Here is a 15120-nt window from a genome sequence, read left to right as displayed (position 1 = left end):
AACATTCTGAACAGATAGCCTACGGCCCTGTTAACTTTTTTCGTTCTCCGAATTTTCGGCGTATGCCCATTTCAGTGATTCTGCTAAAGGAATAAATGAATAATTAAGTTCCTTCACAGCCCGGGTATTTTTGAAAACTGGTTTGGCTGCCGTGGATCGCACCATTTCAGCACTCAGGTTTCTTCTTTTCCCTGTGAATACCGAACGCAGGAAATCCCCCCATATTGCAATGCGTAATTTCCAGCCTTCAGCCGCGATCTCCGGCGGACGGATACCCACGATTTCCGCTACTTCGGTAAAGAACCTTTGATATGATACCGCCCCGGCATTAACAATGAATTTCTTTCCGTTATGTTCGTCGTCCAGCAACCGGATAGCAATGCTCGCCACATCCCGGACGTCCACATAATTCAGGTCTCCTGTAGGATAGAACCGATGCTCCTTTCGCGCATATTCCAGCAGTTGCCCGGACCCCTTACCCAGGGTTTTTTGCCCAAGGATCACAGATGGGTTGAGCACTGCCACATTTTGGCCCTCGGTCTGTCCGCGCCATACTTCCAGCTCCGCCAGGTATTTTGATTTGCCATAGCAGCTGGTCAGTTTAGTTTCATTCCAGGGGGTTTCCTCATCCAGCACGTCTGTGGGGCCGGTTCGTCCGATTGCCGCAGTAGAGCTGACATGAACCAGTTTTTTTACACCGTATTTGAGGCACAGATTTACAATATTTCGTGTTCCTTCAACATTTACGGCCATCAGGTCATCACAATCTGAACTGTGAAATGAGATTTGTGCACCGCAATGGACCACTTTTTCGATATCAGTGAAATGTGTATCCAGCAGGGGTAGATCAAGCAGGTCACTTGTACAAATCGTCATCTGATCCAGAATATCACTGATACGTCTGAGATCGGCATCTTCACGAACAAGTGCTTTCACCGGTTTCCCGGATGACACAAGTTGCCTGCAAATATAACTTCCCACAAATCCGTTGGCGCCCGTAACTAGGATCATTAACAATACTTATTTAAAAGCGGTAATTCGCAAGCCTTTCCGAAGTACGGATCATTTACGGTCTGTTCGAGACGTTTCATGTGTTTTTCGGAATGGCAATCGCTGCCTACAAAGTTAACCATTCCCTGATCAATCAGTTTACGAGTGAGCTTTTTTACCTCCTTTGAATAGTAGCCGCTGATTGAATTAGCATTTATCTGCAGCAATACGCCCCGGGACGCAAGCTCACCCAACAATCCAGGTTCCTGATGCACGAAGGCATATCTCTCGGGATGTGCCAGCACAGGGACAATTCCCTGGCTTGTACATTTGAAGATGAATTCTTCAAGATAGATGGGTTTATTGATAAAGGAAGTTTCAAACAGGAGATAGTTTTTCCCGAAGGTCAACAGGTCTTCGTTATTCTCAAGTTTCTCCATCAGACCTTCATCGAGGTAGTATTCCGCTGCGGCCTCCAGGGTGATGGGTATGCCTGATTCCCGGATTTTATGTTGCAGCTCTCCGGCCAGATTCCGGATGGTTTCGGCATCATTGCGGTAGAAGTCATGCATTACGTGGGGAGTGGTGATGAGGCGTTCGTATCCGAGAGCAGAAAACCTGCGTATCAGAGCCAGAGAATCCTCGAATGATTCAACACCGTCATCTATACCCGGCAAAAGGTGGGAGTGAATATCTGTTTTCAAACAGGACCGTTGCGGTGAATTCTCTCCGGTTTTGCCAAAAAAGTCCTTGAGCTTATGTAGCATTTGTGTGGTGCTTGCCGTCATGGTAATATCCGTAACCATAGCTGGAGGATCCGGATTTCGGCATAGCATTAAGGATAACAGCGATTTTTGAATGAAGGTTCTCTTCCTTGTTTACCCTGTTTAGCGTTTCGACAAATTCCTTTTTTGAATAGCCGGAACGTATAATGTATAACGACAGGTCGGCCCGCTCCATGATAATAATTCCGTCCGTTACCAGTCCGATAGGTGGTGAGTCCAGGATTACCATATCGTATTCGGCAGAAAGATGATCCAGCAACGTTTTGAATTCCGCACTCAGCAATAATTCAGAAGGGTTGGGTGGGGTAGGCCCGGCGGGAATATAATCGAGATATTCGAGTTCGGTTTTTCGAATACATTCCTTGTAATCATATTTATGTATCAGAATGGTGGATATACCTTTTTCCTCGTTGGCATCACCAAAGGACAAATGAACCCGTGGCTTTCGCATATCAAGATCAAGCACGATCACCCGTTTCTTGGTCACGGAAATAATACCTCCCAGGTTTACGGAAATAAATGTCTTTCCTTCCCCACCGATGGTGGATGTGACCGAGATGATATTTTTTTCCTTCTTACTCGTCATGAACTGAATATTGGTTCTTATAGAACGAAGTGATTCGCTTACGGCCGACTTAGGATGCTTGTGTACTATTAGTTGTGATGTGTTAAGCACAACATTAGCTGTTGGAACGGAACCGAGGATTGATACGGGTGTTAGTTTTTCCAGTTCCGAAAGGTTATTGATCTTGTTATTGGCCAGATAGGATACTCCAATAAAAAGGATGCTAAGCATAAATCCGGCTACGGCTCCTACACCATGAATGAGGTAAACATTAGGTGAAATCGGGGATTCCGGTGTGGAAGCCGGCGAAAGGATTTCATAGTCGGTGTTTGATCCGGCTCGTGCAATTTCAAATTCTGCCTTGGATTGGAGCAGGCTAAGATAAAACTCCTCGTAAAGGTCGTAAAAGCGTTTGTTCTTGTTGAATTCGTTGCTTTTCCCGGGGAGTGAGGTGAATTCCTGTTCCAGACGTGCTTTTGTTTTTTCCACCTGTTCCAGATCGGTCACAAAGCGGTCCCGAAGTGCCGACAGTCTTCCCAATATAGACTCCCGCGCGCTTTTGATACTTTCATCGAGCTGCTGAATCGCCAGTGTTGATTCACGATAGGATAATTCAAGTCGCTCCCGTCTTCTGAGTAATTCATTCAGGGCATCGAGTTCTTCACCCATATAATCTGGCAATTCCATGGCTTTGAGATCAATGAAGTCGGCCTCACCCGACTTTACATCTTTTGAAAGTTTATCGATCTGCCGGATTCTGGAGGTGAAATTGTATCGCTGGGAATCCAGTTCATTCATTAAAACCAGTACGTTTTTCAGATCTTCGTTGAGATCGCTGGTGCGGTTTTCGATCGTAAATTTCTCGATATAATTCTCATACCCCTCGAGTTGCTTTTCTATTTTCGAAAGCTCATCATTTAGCCAGGCAATCTTTTGTTCATTTTCCTGGTTATTTTTCTGTTCGGAATACTGAAGATAAAGTGAATCGATGCTGGCGACGATTTCTTGCGCTTTTGTTGCACTTTTATCCTGATATGCGATTCGAATTGTCTTGGCAAGTTCTTTATCGGGTTCAACAATGAGATTGGCCTGAAGATATTTCAGCAGGGCATCCCGGCTGTTTACCACGAAAAAATATACACGAACCTCGCTGCTGGGGTCATAGGTCTTTGTGAGATATAATCTGAATGTCATACCGGGCCATGATACCCTCTGGTCCCATTTATATATGGGAGAATCTTCCAGTGCAGATTCACTCCCAAACCCGGCTTTGTAGGTAAATTCGTCGATAATTTCCACATAAATCCGTTGATCCAGGATTTTATCATCAAGCACATTAACATCCACCTGAATAGGGGCGGATCCGAATTTTTCGTCATTCAGCACATTCCCGGCGGCATAATAACTCACCTTCAGGTCAAGGAAGTCGATAATACGGTTCAGAAAGAGTTTTGACTGTATAAGTTCGATTTCACCTGCCAGCAGGTTTTCGGGTGCATCCTGGAACGGTGCCAATCCCAGCAGATTAGCCTCTTCCTGTACATCCAGCCGCAGAATTGATTCTGATTCAAATAAAGGTTTAGTCCAGCGGATAACCAGATATGCAATCAGGTTGGTAAAAAGGAATATCAGGAGGATCCAAAGGATATTTTTTCGGATAACAGACCAGAATTTATCCAAATCAATTCCTATTTCATCTACTGTTTTTGTCGACATAATATCAAAGGCTTATAAGCACTGCGATGAGTGTGGTAAGGCTGCTTAATATGGTGATCAAAGGCGCATTGTCACGTAAAAACTCACTGAAAGGCCTGCGAACAGGCTCCACATAAACAATATCTCCCGGCTCGACACGCATGCGCGACTGCTGATATCCGGCAACGGTTGAAAAATCCATTTCATAGACTTCATCGCCACGAATGAGTCGAATACTGCTTGCTTTAATATCCGTATCATCACGTTCTGAAAGTGCCATTACTTCGGCCACGGTCATATTTTCGCTACTCAGCGGAATCACTTTGCTTCCAAATCCACCCAGGAGGAAAACGCGTTTATTGAGATACAGCAGTTTCACAAAAGGCTCATTGTAAAATTCAGCATACTTTGCTTCAAGGTATGCTTCAGCTTCGGGCAGCGTTTTACCTATTAATTGCACTTCACCAATCATCGGCATTTTTACCGTTCCATCCGGTAGAATTTCATAGTACAATTCTGGTCTGATGGTTTCAGTATTCTGATAATTTCTTTCAATGAGCTCCAGATTCGGATCAATCAGGATTTCTCCGTTCTTTGTAAAAACGTGAAGTTCCAACTGATCGTAAGGTTCTATGGTATACCTTGTTTCAGTCCATACAGGTGTTTGCAGCGAATCATATTCATCGGTTTTGAACATGATATTCTGCTTATAACTACTGCAGGAAAACAATATACCAAAAGGTATCAGAATCAGGATAAGGCGGAGTGTACTCATGAGACCTTATTAAAATTTGATTGAAAATCCTTGAAAGATGGCAGTTTACTGTCCTTTTCACTGATTATCGGCTTTTCGATGCCCCAGTTTATCGCCAGTTCGGGATCATTCCAGCAAATACCTCCCTCGAATTCATGCGCATAATGACTTGAGCATTTATAGAGAAATATACTGTCTTCGAGTGCCGCAAAACCGTGTGCGAAACCGGCGGGCACGAGCAAAGCGTTGTTTTTTTTGTCGGTGAGCTCACATTGGAAGACCTTGCCAAAAGTATCTGAGCCTGGCCTGATATCAACAACCGTATCCAGTACACGACCTTTAACTGCCCTTACCAGTTTTGCCTGGGCATGAGGTGGATATTGAAGGTGCAATCCTCTCACTACTCCCTTTACCGAGTAAGATAGGTTGTCCTGCACAAATTCGGTTGTAATACCGGATTTGACAAAATTCTGTCGATTATATATCTCGGTGAAAAATCCTCGGTCATCACTGAAGACAGCCGGTATGATTTCAACCAATCCTTCTATGCCTGTTTCTTTTACCTCTATCATAATGGATGGTCAAAGGTATTAAATTTTTTTACTGTAATTCCCGGATAGAATGCAGGTAACGTTCAATAACGATTTTTTCGTCAAATTCTGATTCAACCTTTTTGCGTCCGTTTTCTCCAAATTTCTGAAGGGTCTCATTATCGGCCAATGCCATTTGCTTCATTTTAAGGGCCAGATCGTCAGCAGATTTCAAAGTACATAATAATCCATTGTACTCATGTTCGACCACATGGTGGCATCCGGGAACGTCTGTTGCAATTATGGGCTTGGCGCAACTTGCTGCTTCCAGTAGTGACCGGGGAGTTCCCTCCCGGTAAGAAGGAAGAACTATGCAGTCCGCATCTGAGATAAACTGGCGGACATCATCGGTTGTGCCCAAATATTCAATGGTCCGGTCCTTTACCCAGCTTTCAATGATGGAGGGGTCGATTCCGCGTTTATGCTGTGGATCCATTGCACCCAAAATCTGAAAGCGAACCGGCAGGCCTTCGCTGCGCAGTTTTCGGGCGGCTCCAACATATTCCAGAATACCCTTATCTGTAATTAACCTGGAAATGACCAGGAATGTAAACGGGTCATTTCGCCGATATTCATTTGCTGGCAGAAAATTCGCAAGATTAATTCCGGAGCCAGGAATCACTTCGGTTATATTCTTACTAACAAGATCATTTTTGAGAAATAGTTCGAGGTCCGCATCATTCTGAAAGAAAACTTTTTTTGGATATCGAAATGCCAGTTTATACATGGTTTCAGCGATTCGCGAAACGATCGTCCTTTTCAGGAATACAGTTCCTAAACCACAAACATTATTGATCACAGGTATGCCGAGCATGGCTGCGGCAAATGTTCCGTAAATATTTGGTTTGATTGTATAATGTAGAATGATATCTGGCTTAATCCGTTTGTAAAGGCTTTTTAATTCAAAAACAAGCCTTACATCTTTAATAGGATTAGCCCCACGACTGTCCATAGTGACCGGGTAAAACCTGAATCCGGCTTCCCTGATCAATGCGGTGTGAGAATCTTCAGGTGCCAGAACCAAAACTTCATGTCCGTCGTTTCTCAACGCATTTAAAAGGCCCATCCTGAAATTATATACATTCCAGGAGGTGTTGAGAACCATTACTATTTTCATATCTGGCGTCTATCCGTTAATCTTGCACTAAACTGATTTCAAGCTAACAGGAAACCAGTTGTCAGTCAATATATTAATACTAAATTTCGTTAAAAGTAACTTTTTTCCCCGAAGTGAACTAATTCGAAATTAAACATCTTTAACAGTTTATGCTGGATACAGGAAAGCAAATAGAGCGCGCGGTAATCGTAGGTGTGGGAGATAAATTTCTGGATGAACGGACGATGAAGGATCATCTGGATGAACTTGCATTCCTGGCCGAGACCGCGCATATCCAAACGGATGCCCGGTTCACCCAGAAACTGGACCATCCTGATCCCAAGACTTTTATTGGAAGCGGTAAACTGCAGGAGATCAAAGAATATGTTACCGCGTCTTCCATTGATGTGGTGATCTTTGACGACGACCTTAGTCCATCTCAGCTGCGCAACCTCGAACGTGAACTCAAGATCAAGATTTATGACCGCAGCTTGCTGATCCTTGATATCTTCTTACAGCGTGCTCAGACAGCGCAGGCGAAAACGCAGGTTGAGCTGGCGCGTTACCAGTATCTGATGCCCCGGCTTACCCGGATGTGGACCCACCTCGAGCGGCAACGGGGAGGGACAGGTACCCGGGGAGGTGCCGGTGAAAAAGAAATTGAAACTGACCGGCGGATTATTCGTAACCAGATTTCTGTACTCAAGAAAAAACTTGAGAAAATGCAGATGCAGGATGAAATCCGCAGAAAGTCAAGGAACCAGATTGTGCGGGTAGCCCTTGTAGGGTATACCAACACGGGAAAATCTACGCTGATGCGCATTCTTTCTAAGAATGATGCGGTTGCGGAAGATAAATTATTTGCTACCGTTGATGCTACCGTTCGAAAAGTAGTGATCAATACCATTCCATTCCTTCTGTCAGATACCGTTGGATTCATTCGGAAGTTACCCCACCATTTAATTGAATCCTTCAAATCAACGCTGGCGGAAGCCCAGGAAGCTGATATCCTGCTCCATGTGATTGATATTTCACATCCTGCATTTGAGGAACAGGTTGACGTGGTAAGGGAAACATTGCGCGAACTGAAGGCTTACGACAAGCCAACCATATATGTCTTCAATAAGATGGATCAGGTACCGGCTGATGAGCACGATGATCAGGCCGGCAGGTTTGAATATTTGAGACATCTTTTGCGTCCGGGTGACCAAATGGTATTTATATCAGCTCTGAAAAAGACCAATATTAAATTGCTGCGGAAGGAGATCTTCAAGATGGTACGCAAACGGCATTACGAGATATTTCCCAATTATATACATCCCGATCCCTATCATTTCGAATAGTCAGACCAGTACAGCCTGCAATTCCACATGTTTTCTGAGCTCAAGCAGCGTGGTTTCCATGGAATTAACTAGTGCGGGTTTTAACAGGACAGCGCCAAATCCCTGAATACTCTGTTCAAAACGCACAACGGTGCCTCCATTTCCTTCTTCCATTTCCCAACGAATATGTGCGCGAATCCACATGGACCGGCTGATCCACTCCAGCCGTGTAGGAGAATCTGCCCTGAGAATTCGGGATGTGATCTGCATACCCGCATTGGTCCAGCGGAAAATGCCTTCCGGTAATATTTCAGAGGGAACGCTGATTATTTTTACATCAGCTTGCCATTCAGGCCAGTTTTCAAGCCGTGCAAGCGTTTCATATACCATTTCTGCCGGGGCAGTTATGAATATTTCTGTATGGTAATAAGCCGGAGTCTGGCGGTTTATATCCATCATTTTGCAATAAGGGTCAAAAACAAGGTACAAATTATACCGAATTCCGCAAAATCAGATACCTGTGTGTGGATTGGTTGGATGTAAGTGACATATTTTAATTATATTGACAAAAAGTCAATAAATTATGACGGCATTACTCCTGGTTATCCTATCATTTCTGCAGGTTGAAGCCGTGCCTGAAGATCATTCCTTTGAGTTTTACCTGCAGGGTTTTACGCGCAACGCAGATTTTAACCCAGACAGTGCACTCTTTTATGCACATCGGATGTTAGAGGCGGCACACGATGCTGGTAATGATTTTAACGTAGTTCGATCCGAATATGCGCTGGGGTATACCTATCGCTACCTGAATGATTACCCTTCGGCAGTGGAGCATTACAGGAATGCATGGCAAATATCGCGGAGCAGGGGTTTTGAAGAGCGGGAGATGATGGCATCAAACGGACTGGGGATGTCGCTCTATGCGGCCGGAAATTATCCGGATGCCTTGCGATATTTATACATGTCGCTTGTTTTACGGGAAAAGCGGAATCAGTCGGAGGAGCTGGCTACCATTTATAATAATATCGGCCTGGTATATCTGAAACTATGGAACTGGCAGAAGGCGCATGAATATTTTAGTCTCGCGTTGCTTCAAAAAGAAACGCCGGACCGAAGCGATGCAGCGATTCTTGTGAACCTGGCGACCTGTCTGCCTTACATGCGGCGTTATGAAGAGGCGCATCAGCGCTTCGCCCAATTTCAGCGTGTATGCGCACAGGGCTGCAGTCCGGATCTTTGGTGTGATTTTTATAATGCCATGGGGGGGATGTACTTAAATCAGAATGATCTCTCAAGTGCCCTGATTTATTTCAGGAAGGTCCTTGCGCTGGCCCGTGAAAACGGCTTGCTGGCGCATCAGGAAATGGCACTGGATAATCTTTCGAGTGTGGAGAAGCAATCGGGGAATTACCGGAAAGCATGGGAATATACCGAGGAGGCTCAGAAGATTGCGTATTCGGTGGGTATGCCACATCGCATCCAGAGCAATTATCTTCAAATGGCAGAACTGCAGGAACAGCTTGGTTCTTTGGATCAGTCAGTAGGTTACTGGAAGAAATATGACTCGATGCGACAACTGATCAAAGGTGAGGAAGTGCTCAATGAAATATATTCCTATGAACTGGAATGGATCGAAAAGGCATATACCGGCGAACTGGCGGCACGTGAAGAAGCGCTGGCCTCCACCCGCCGTGCGAACGTCATCTTTATTGGTATGTCGGCCATCGTTGGCATCCTGGCCATTATGTGGTGGTATAATTACAGGAAGAAAAAGGCAGCGTTCAATCGCCTCGAGAAGATGCAGGAACAATTGATCAGGCAGGAGAAAATGGCTGCCCTGGGGTCTCTTATAGCCGGCATAGCACATGAGCTCAACAGTCCGCTGAGCGCCGCTATTGCGTCGGTAGAGTCAGGCAGCGCCCGGTTTGAGCGAATTTTTGAAAAAACGATGTCGGATGATCAACGTGCAAAATGGTCTACTGTAATTGAAGAATCCGAAAAGAACCATGGCAATGTTTATCTCACCGGGATGGCTCGCCGAACAGCCCGTAAAGAACTTCAGAAGGCATTGCCGGAGGGAAAAGACTCCAGTGAACTTATCGAGTGTTTGCTTGATCTTGGGGTGCAGCACCTGGATCATGGGCAGATAACTGTCAACTCGAGTCACGATGGAACGGGCATCAGGCTTATTTATGATTCACTTATGCTGAAAAGGGAACTTACCCGGGTGGATCGATCCCTGGAAAGCATGAGACTCGTGCTCCAATCCTTACGCGAGAGCTCAAGAGGGGGCAATGTGGAAATGGTTGTTGAGGATATTAATATTGCTGACAACCTGAAAGGGGTTCTTGTGTTATTGCATAATCAGTTAAAATATGCTGTGAATGTTGTCCTGGATATGCCAAAGAGCCCTCCTATGGTGCGGGGAAATGCACAGCAGCTCTCACAGGTTTGGATTAATATCCTTCTGAACAGCATACAGGCACTTCCTGATGAAAACCCCTGTATTAAAATCACCGTCGATAACCAGTGGAAAGACTATGTAATTGTGATGATTGCTGATAATGGAAGCGGCATTTCTGCCCTTGATCAACCATTTGTTTTTGATAAATTCTACACGACTAAGTTCGCACGGGAGGGCAGTGGTCTTGGATTAAACATTATTCATAAAATCGTCGAAAAACACGGGGGACGGATCTCATTTTTTTGTACTCCCGGTCAAACCAGGATGATCGTTTTCATACCCAGGCTATAAGCTGTACCTTTGTCTTATGGAAGATTATTCGTACGAAAAGGAATTAAGGAAACAATTTCTGATCGCCATTAACGATGAAACTGTACTGATGAAACTCGATGATGAGACACGGGCGGAATTCAGACAATTGAGATACAGGATGCGAAAAGGTACAGTCGGAGAATCTACCATGCGGAAGGTGGTTGAAAAGTACCTTCATAAACGCATCATCATCGTTGACAAATAATTTTGAATCATTTTTTGTGGATGGCCGTGAGTAGGTCGTAATTGAATAAGTTGGACAAAACGTCAAACTATTTTGACGTTATGTTCTGATTAGGTAAATTCCTCACAGGGAATAAGCCTGGTTTATTCATTTACAACTCAAACCTATTCTCCTATGGACTATTTAATTTACACGGAGCGTCTCAATTATTTATTGCATCAGATTGAACGAGGTAGGGTGAGTAGTCCGTATGAAGTCGCCGAAAAATACGACTGCTCAGAGCGGACTGTGAGGAGGATGATCAATCATTTACGTGCTGCCGGGCATGAGATCCGGTATTGCAGGAAGCGACTGCGATATTATATTGCTGAGTCGCTTTAGCTTACAAAAGAGGGTGCTTATAGAACAGGCATCCTTTTATTTTGGATAGTCAATAATATTTCTGCCAAGATAAATATCCCGTTCAACGATCAGCTGATCATTTTTTTGAACGGGTGTAACCAGCCCGGAGCCTCCGAAATCTTTGAGTTTGTTGGTTATGTCTGCAGTGAGCAACGGGTCATCCGTAAAGTGATAAGAATCCAGGTAATATTCGGTTAGGCCTGGTTCTTTTACCGTAATATGAATATGGGCGGGTTCTGTTCTTCCCGGATAGGGTGCGGGTCTGCGCGTATGAAAATAGAATGTGCCGTCGGCCCCGGTCTTTATCCACCCGCGGAGGTACCCATGTCTTTTCTCCCAACCGGAGGAGGATTCCCGGGTGGGGTAAATGCCATTTTGATCTGTATGATAAATATAAATAATCACATCGCTGGCGGGGGTCTTTCCATCCTTTTTGAAAACGGTGCCTTTCACCAGCATTTTGATCCCATTTTCCTTATAATCGGGAAGCGTATCGCGGTTGCTCAATTTTTTTGAGCCGTATTCATAAATAGCTTCACATCCTTCGCACGGTCCGCCGACAGCAATCAGTGGCTTTCTATCCTGTGATTTACAAGTACTTGTAAGGAAGAGAATTAGTATGAATAGTATATAGGTTCGCACACCTGTAAATACGGCGATTCCCTTTGAAGGTTTTTCGTTCACGTCATCCACGGTCAGAAATTATGCTTCTCGGATGAACGTTGTCTGCGAATTGATATTTAATTACCTTTGCACAGCAATTGAATATGGCCCCGTAGTTCAATGGATACCTGCCGGCAGGCAGGGAATAGAAGTTGTCCATGGAATTGCCAAAGGTTATTTCAGAAAGTAAAATACAATGGAAGCAAAAGGCTTCCGAATTATTAATGGCCCCGTAGTTCAATGGATAGAATAGAAGTTTCCTAAACTTTAGATACAGGTTCGATTCCTGTCGGGGCTACAATGACTGTTTGGGTTTGAGTATGAGCATACAGTTCAACTTGAGCCCAATTTTTTTATGCGCTTTTTTACCCTGAGAATTCCATCAGCCTGTGATGGTTCACCATTCCACTGATTGTGAATGTATTTCCAAATTGCTGTCACAATAGGATTAAGTAAAATTCTATTACATTTAGTATGTAATGAGGCTTTCCCACGACACAAAGCGAAAGTTCAGGACCGTGCTTTGGATTACGGTGGCATGGACAGTTATTTCGATGATCCAGCTGTTGTTTGAAGTTGCGATTTTGAAGGATTATGGATATGAATACCGCTGGAGTACATCTGGTAATTTTTTTACTTATTTTGTAATCAACTCCCTGGCGTTCGTGCTGAATGGTTTTATAGGAGGACTGGTAGTAGTCTTTTTTCTGCAAACCTGGATTCGCGATCGTTCCTATTCACGGGGTTTATTGTATGGAATGGCAGTCTATGTTGTCCTCTTTTTTTTGATGACATCTTTACAAAACTATTTTGTGATCGACTCCATGTGGGATGGCAAAAAATCATTTTCTACAGCTTATGTCAATGGTCTGAAAGATTATTTTTTCTCCTATGAGTTTGTTCGTTTATTCCCATTCTGGCTCTTGGTTCTGATCGGAACGCTGATCACTTTATTCATTAATGATAAATACGGTCCGGGGGTATTCATGAAGTTTCTCTCAGGACGCTACTTTGAACCGAAAGTAGAAGACCGAATTTTTATGTTCCTCGATTTAAAGGGCTCCACCCGCATTGCGGAAGAAATTGGGGAAGAAAAATATTTTCGTTTCCTTCAGCACATTTTTAAGGAAATCACTCCTGTTCTTCTGGCAACAAAAGCAGAAGTGTATCAATATGTGGGTGATGAAGTTGTTTTGAGTTGGAGCATTAAGAATGGGACGAAGAATATGAATTGTATACGTTGTTTTCAAGACATTTCGAAACTATTAATTAAATCTGGCCCCGTATATCAAAGCAAGTTTGGAGCTGTGCCCATTTTTAAAGCCGGCCTTCATGTGGGAAGGGCTACTGTCGGAGAGATTGGAGTACTAAAAAGAGATATCGTTTATTCAGGTGATGTGCTGAATACAACTGCCAGAATTCAAAGCCGGTGTAACGAGTTTGGTGTATTAATACTTCTTTCGGATAGTCTCCTGGGCTTATTTCCCTCAGGTGCATTGTCTGTTAAATCCATTGGGAAAGTGGCACTTCGGGGTAAATCTGAAGCGTCACCCCTGTTTACTCTGAATTAAGCATGCAGAATTGAGTCGCATGTGGCTGACACTTTCTCATTTTTCAGTAATTTTAGCGTTTGGTTAAATGTGAATACATATGCGTCATTATCTTATATTTCTTTCCTTTTTATTAATCGCCTGCGGTGGTGGTGATGAGGAACCTGATACTAAAATCGACGGGTTTACGGTGAGTGTTGTTGAATTCGATGAAGATTTAACGGGAGGTACTTCAAACATCAGCCTGAATTTAAGAGGTACTCTTGCATCAGACACGGATGTAGCTTATTCTCTTCGTGCGGGTACCGCTCAGCCGGGGGTCGATTTTCAGGAAACTGCCGGAACATTGACGTTCGACAAAACATCAAAATCAGCCGCGCTTGATCTTACGATCCTGGATGATGAACATTTTGAATTAACGGAAGTATTTTACCTGGTTCTGAATGCGGATGGAAATGAGTTTGCATATACACTCACCATCAACGATGATGATGCCATTGGTGAGGTACTGGAGGATGAGAACGGATATTATACGCCTGACAATTACACATCCATGACCCTTGCCTTTTCGGAGGAATTTGAGGGTACAGAACTCAATCCTGCAACCTGGAATTACGAATTAGGTGATGGATGCGATGTTGGCTTGTGCGGATGGGGAAATAATGAATTGCAATCATATACCGATTTGCCGGAAAACGTAAAAGTTCAGGATGGCTTTTTAACGATCACCGCAGAGAAAATTGAAAGGGATTTTTATTCGGCACGAATAACCACCAAGAACAAGGTTGATTTTCAATTCGGCCGGATTGATATCAGGGCAAAACTACCAAAAGGACAGGGGGTTTGGCCGGCGCTTTGGTTGTTGGGTAAAAACATTGATGATGTGAGCTGGCCTGCATGCGGGGAAATTGATATTATGGAACTCGTAGGGCATGAGCCGGAAATTGTTCACGGTACAGTTCATTACGATCATGGAGGATATAAGACCAATACTGCGCGCTATACATTGAATAGCGGTGACTTTTCTGATAAATTTCACGTCTTCACTCTGGTTTGGGAAGAGGATATAATGAGCTGGTATGTGGATAATCAGATTTACAGGTCATTCATCCGGGTTCCAAATACCACCTATCCCTTTAATTCACCCTTCTTTTTCATTGCCAATATAGCTGTGGGTGGAAACTGGCCTGGAAATCCGGATGGAACCACTGTTTTCCCTCAGACCATGGAAGTTGATTATATCAGGGTCTTCAAATAGTGGGGAGGTTAATCTGTAAATTCCAGCAAAGCACGTTTTTCTTCCGAGCCGTTAGAGGTAGTAGGGAATGGGCTGATTCCAACTAAAATAGCGCTCATCTCTTTATTGGCAAGTTCAAAACGCACCGTGTCCGCAGTACGATAGGGCCCGTTTGCACATTGACCAATGCATAATTCAACGGTAGTAGCATCGTTGTTAAGGCTTAACGCCAATTTGGCGTAGCCGTATCCGGCCCAGATACATACAACATCAGAGGGACACCTGGAATCAAGAATTTCTAAAACTTCAACTGTTACAGTGTCCTGTGATAAAGATATAACACCTGCTGTGGCCTGTGATCTTAATTCAAAAGTATTGTCAACCCCTATGAATATTGGGTTATCCAGATCTGTTCCGTCATTGCAAGCGGCGCAGGTGATCAGTATAATTCCGATGATGATTCGATTCATAACACAAAGACACAAACTTTTGCATGAAAGCTGGAAGTGCA

At 44.0% G+C, this 15120-nt stretch carries 15 protein-coding genes and 1 tRNA gene; 7 read left to right on the top strand and 9 right to left on the bottom strand.

Annotated elements, in window-relative coordinates:
- Positions 1-30 precede the first annotated feature (30 nt).
- From LDX50_RS23995 to LDX50_RS23970, 6 genes are read right to left on the bottom strand one after another with little or no spacing between them, the layout of a single operon-like run.
- The gene (locus LDX50_RS23995; RefSeq protein WP_225698819.1) at positions 31-1011 is read right to left on the bottom strand and encodes an NAD-dependent epimerase/dehydratase family protein; all 981 of its coding nucleotides are present in this window, start codon (positions 1009-1011) and stop codon (positions 31-33) included.
- Positions 1011-1757, bottom strand: coding sequence for a tyrosine-protein phosphatase (locus LDX50_RS23990; RefSeq protein ID WP_225698818.1), 747 nt, complete (start codon positions 1755-1757; stop codon positions 1011-1013). The genes LDX50_RS23995 and LDX50_RS23990 overlap by 1 nt, the downstream gene beginning before the upstream one ends.
- Positions 1747-4056, bottom strand: a complete 2310-nt coding sequence (locus tag LDX50_RS23985; protein ID WP_225698817.1) for a polysaccharide biosynthesis tyrosine autokinase — start codon at positions 4054-4056, stop codon at positions 1747-1749. The genes LDX50_RS23990 and LDX50_RS23985 overlap by 11 nt, the downstream gene beginning before the upstream one ends.
- A gap of 4 nt (positions 4057-4060) precedes the next feature.
- On the bottom strand, positions 4061-4810 hold the full coding sequence (locus tag LDX50_RS23980; RefSeq protein ID WP_225698816.1) for a polysaccharide biosynthesis/export family protein: 750 nt from the start codon (positions 4808-4810) through the stop codon (positions 4061-4063).
- Complete coding sequence (gene rfbC / locus LDX50_RS23975) at positions 4807-5361, bottom strand: dTDP-4-dehydrorhamnose 3,5-epimerase (protein WP_255647392.1); 555 nt, start codon at positions 5359-5361, stop codon at positions 4807-4809. Before rfbC ends, LDX50_RS23980 begins: the two co-directional genes overlap by 4 nt.
- Positions 5362-5389: 28 nt before the next feature.
- Positions 5390-6496 (bottom strand): glycosyltransferase family 4 protein, encoded by a 1107-nt coding sequence (locus tag LDX50_RS23970; protein WP_225698815.1) that lies wholly within the window; start codon positions 6494-6496, stop codon positions 5390-5392.
- 149 nt (positions 6497-6645) lie between these two features.
- Here LDX50_RS23970 and hflX point away from each other — a divergent pair, with 149 nt between their 5' ends.
- On the top strand, positions 6646-7818 hold the full coding sequence (hflX, locus tag LDX50_RS23965; protein WP_225698814.1) for a GTPase HflX: 1173 nt from the start codon (positions 6646-6648) through the stop codon (positions 7816-7818).
- On the opposite strand, the gene LDX50_RS23960 is transcribed toward hflX, so the two are convergent.
- Positions 7819-8256, bottom strand: coding sequence for an SRPBCC family protein (locus LDX50_RS23960; RefSeq protein ID WP_225698813.1), 438 nt, complete (start codon positions 8254-8256; stop codon positions 7819-7821).
- 124 nt (positions 8257-8380) lie between these two features.
- On the opposite strand from LDX50_RS23960, the gene LDX50_RS23955 reads away from it, so the two are divergent.
- The 3 genes from LDX50_RS23955 to LDX50_RS23945 all read left to right on the top strand — a co-directional run bounded on the left by LDX50_RS23955 (position 8381) and on the right by LDX50_RS23945 (position 11138).
- A complete protein-coding gene (locus LDX50_RS23955; RefSeq protein WP_225698812.1) occupies positions 8381-10552 on the top strand; it encodes a tetratricopeptide repeat-containing sensor histidine kinase in 2172 nt (723 codons plus the stop codon).
- 16 nt (positions 10553-10568) lie between these two features.
- Positions 10569-10778 carry a hypothetical protein gene (locus LDX50_RS23950; protein WP_225698811.1) on the top strand — a complete coding sequence of 70 codons (210 nt, stop codon included), beginning with the start codon at positions 10569-10571 and terminating at the stop codon, positions 10776-10778.
- Between the two features lie 153 nt (positions 10779-10931).
- The gene (locus LDX50_RS23945; protein WP_225698810.1) at positions 10932-11138 is read left to right on the top strand and encodes an HTH domain-containing protein; all 207 of its coding nucleotides are present in this window, start codon (positions 10932-10934) and stop codon (positions 11136-11138) included.
- Positions 11139-11174: 36 nt separating this feature from the next.
- On the opposite strand, the gene LDX50_RS23940 is transcribed toward LDX50_RS23945, so the two are convergent.
- Positions 11175-11852, bottom strand: a complete 678-nt coding sequence (locus LDX50_RS23940) for a dioxygenase family protein (RefSeq protein WP_225698809.1) — start codon at positions 11850-11852, stop codon at positions 11175-11177.
- 196 nt (positions 11853-12048) lie between these two features.
- On the opposite strand from LDX50_RS23940, the gene LDX50_RS23935 reads away from it, so the two are divergent.
- The 3 genes from LDX50_RS23935 (at position 12049) to LDX50_RS23925 (ending at position 14630) form a co-directional block, all read left to right on the top strand.
- Positions 12049-12120 (top strand) — tRNA-Arg (locus tag LDX50_RS23935).
- A gap of 181 nt (positions 12121-12301) precedes the next feature.
- Positions 12302-13393: an adenylate/guanylate cyclase domain-containing protein gene (locus tag LDX50_RS23930; RefSeq protein WP_225698808.1), complete on the top strand. Its 1092-nt coding sequence runs from the start codon at positions 12302-12304 to the stop codon at positions 13391-13393.
- Positions 13394-13472: 79 nt separating this feature from the next.
- Positions 13473-14630 carry a family 16 glycosylhydrolase gene (locus LDX50_RS23925; protein WP_225698807.1) on the top strand — a complete coding sequence of 386 codons (1158 nt, stop codon included), beginning with the start codon at positions 13473-13475 and terminating at the stop codon, positions 14628-14630.
- A gap of 8 nt (positions 14631-14638) precedes the next feature.
- Here LDX50_RS23925 and LDX50_RS23920 read toward each other — a convergent pair whose 3' ends face one another.
- Positions 14639-15079, bottom strand: a complete 441-nt coding sequence (locus tag LDX50_RS23920; protein ID WP_225698806.1) for a hypothetical protein — start codon at positions 15077-15079, stop codon at positions 14639-14641.
- Positions 15080-15120: the final 41 nt, after the last annotated feature.

This window comes from Fulvivirga sedimenti, assembly GCF_020328055.1.
This window is presented reverse-complemented; position numbering and strand designations above follow the sequence as displayed.

What these genes read in the sequence shown, in the direction of transcription:
- LDX50_RS23970 (WP_225698815.1), bottom strand. Translation starts at nt 6,496, where the DNA reads ATGAAAATAGTAATGGTTCTCAACACCTCCTGGAATGTATATAATTTC.
- LDX50_RS23930 (WP_225698808.1), top strand. Translation starts at nt 12,302, where the DNA reads ATGAGGCTTTCCCACGACACAAAGCGAAAGTTCAGGACCGTGCTTTGG.
- LDX50_RS23945 (WP_225698810.1), top strand. Translation starts at nt 10,932, where the DNA reads ATGGACTATTTAATTTACACGGAGCGTCTCAATTATTTATTGCATCAG.
- LDX50_RS23925 (WP_225698807.1), top strand. Translation starts at nt 13,473, where the DNA reads ATGCGTCATTATCTTATATTTCTTTCCTTTTTATTAATCGCCTGCGGT.
- LDX50_RS23985 (WP_225698817.1), bottom strand. Translation starts at nt 4,056, where the DNA reads ATGTCGACAAAAACAGTAGATGAAATAGGAATTGATTTGGATAAATTC.
- LDX50_RS23960 (WP_225698813.1), bottom strand. Translation starts at nt 8,256, where the DNA reads ATGATGGATATAAACCGCCAGACTCCGGCTTATTACCATACAGAAATA.
- LDX50_RS23955 (WP_225698812.1), top strand. Translation starts at nt 8,381, where the DNA reads ATGACGGCATTACTCCTGGTTATCCTATCATTTCTGCAGGTTGAAGCC.
- hflX (WP_225698814.1), top strand. Translation starts at nt 6,646, where the DNA reads ATGCTGGATACAGGAAAGCAAATAGAGCGCGCGGTAATCGTAGGTGTG.
- rfbC (WP_255647392.1), bottom strand. Translation starts at nt 5,361, where the DNA reads ATGATAGAGGTAAAAGAAACAGGCATAGAAGGATTGGTTGAAATCATA.
- LDX50_RS23995 (WP_225698819.1), bottom strand. Translation starts at nt 1,011, where the DNA reads ATGATCCTAGTTACGGGCGCCAACGGATTTGTGGGAAGTTATATTTGC.
- LDX50_RS23950 (WP_225698811.1), top strand. Translation starts at nt 10,569, where the DNA reads ATGGAAGATTATTCGTACGAAAAGGAATTAAGGAAACAATTTCTGATC.
- LDX50_RS23980 (WP_225698816.1), bottom strand. Translation starts at nt 4,810, where the DNA reads ATGAGTACACTCCGCCTTATCCTGATTCTGATACCTTTTGGTATATTG.
- LDX50_RS23920 (WP_225698806.1), bottom strand. Translation starts at nt 15,079, where the DNA reads ATGAATCGAATCATCATCGGAATTATACTGATCACCTGCGCCGCTTGC.
- LDX50_RS23990 (WP_225698818.1), bottom strand. Translation starts at nt 1,757, where the DNA reads ATGCTACATAAGCTCAAGGACTTTTTTGGCAAAACCGGAGAGAATTCA.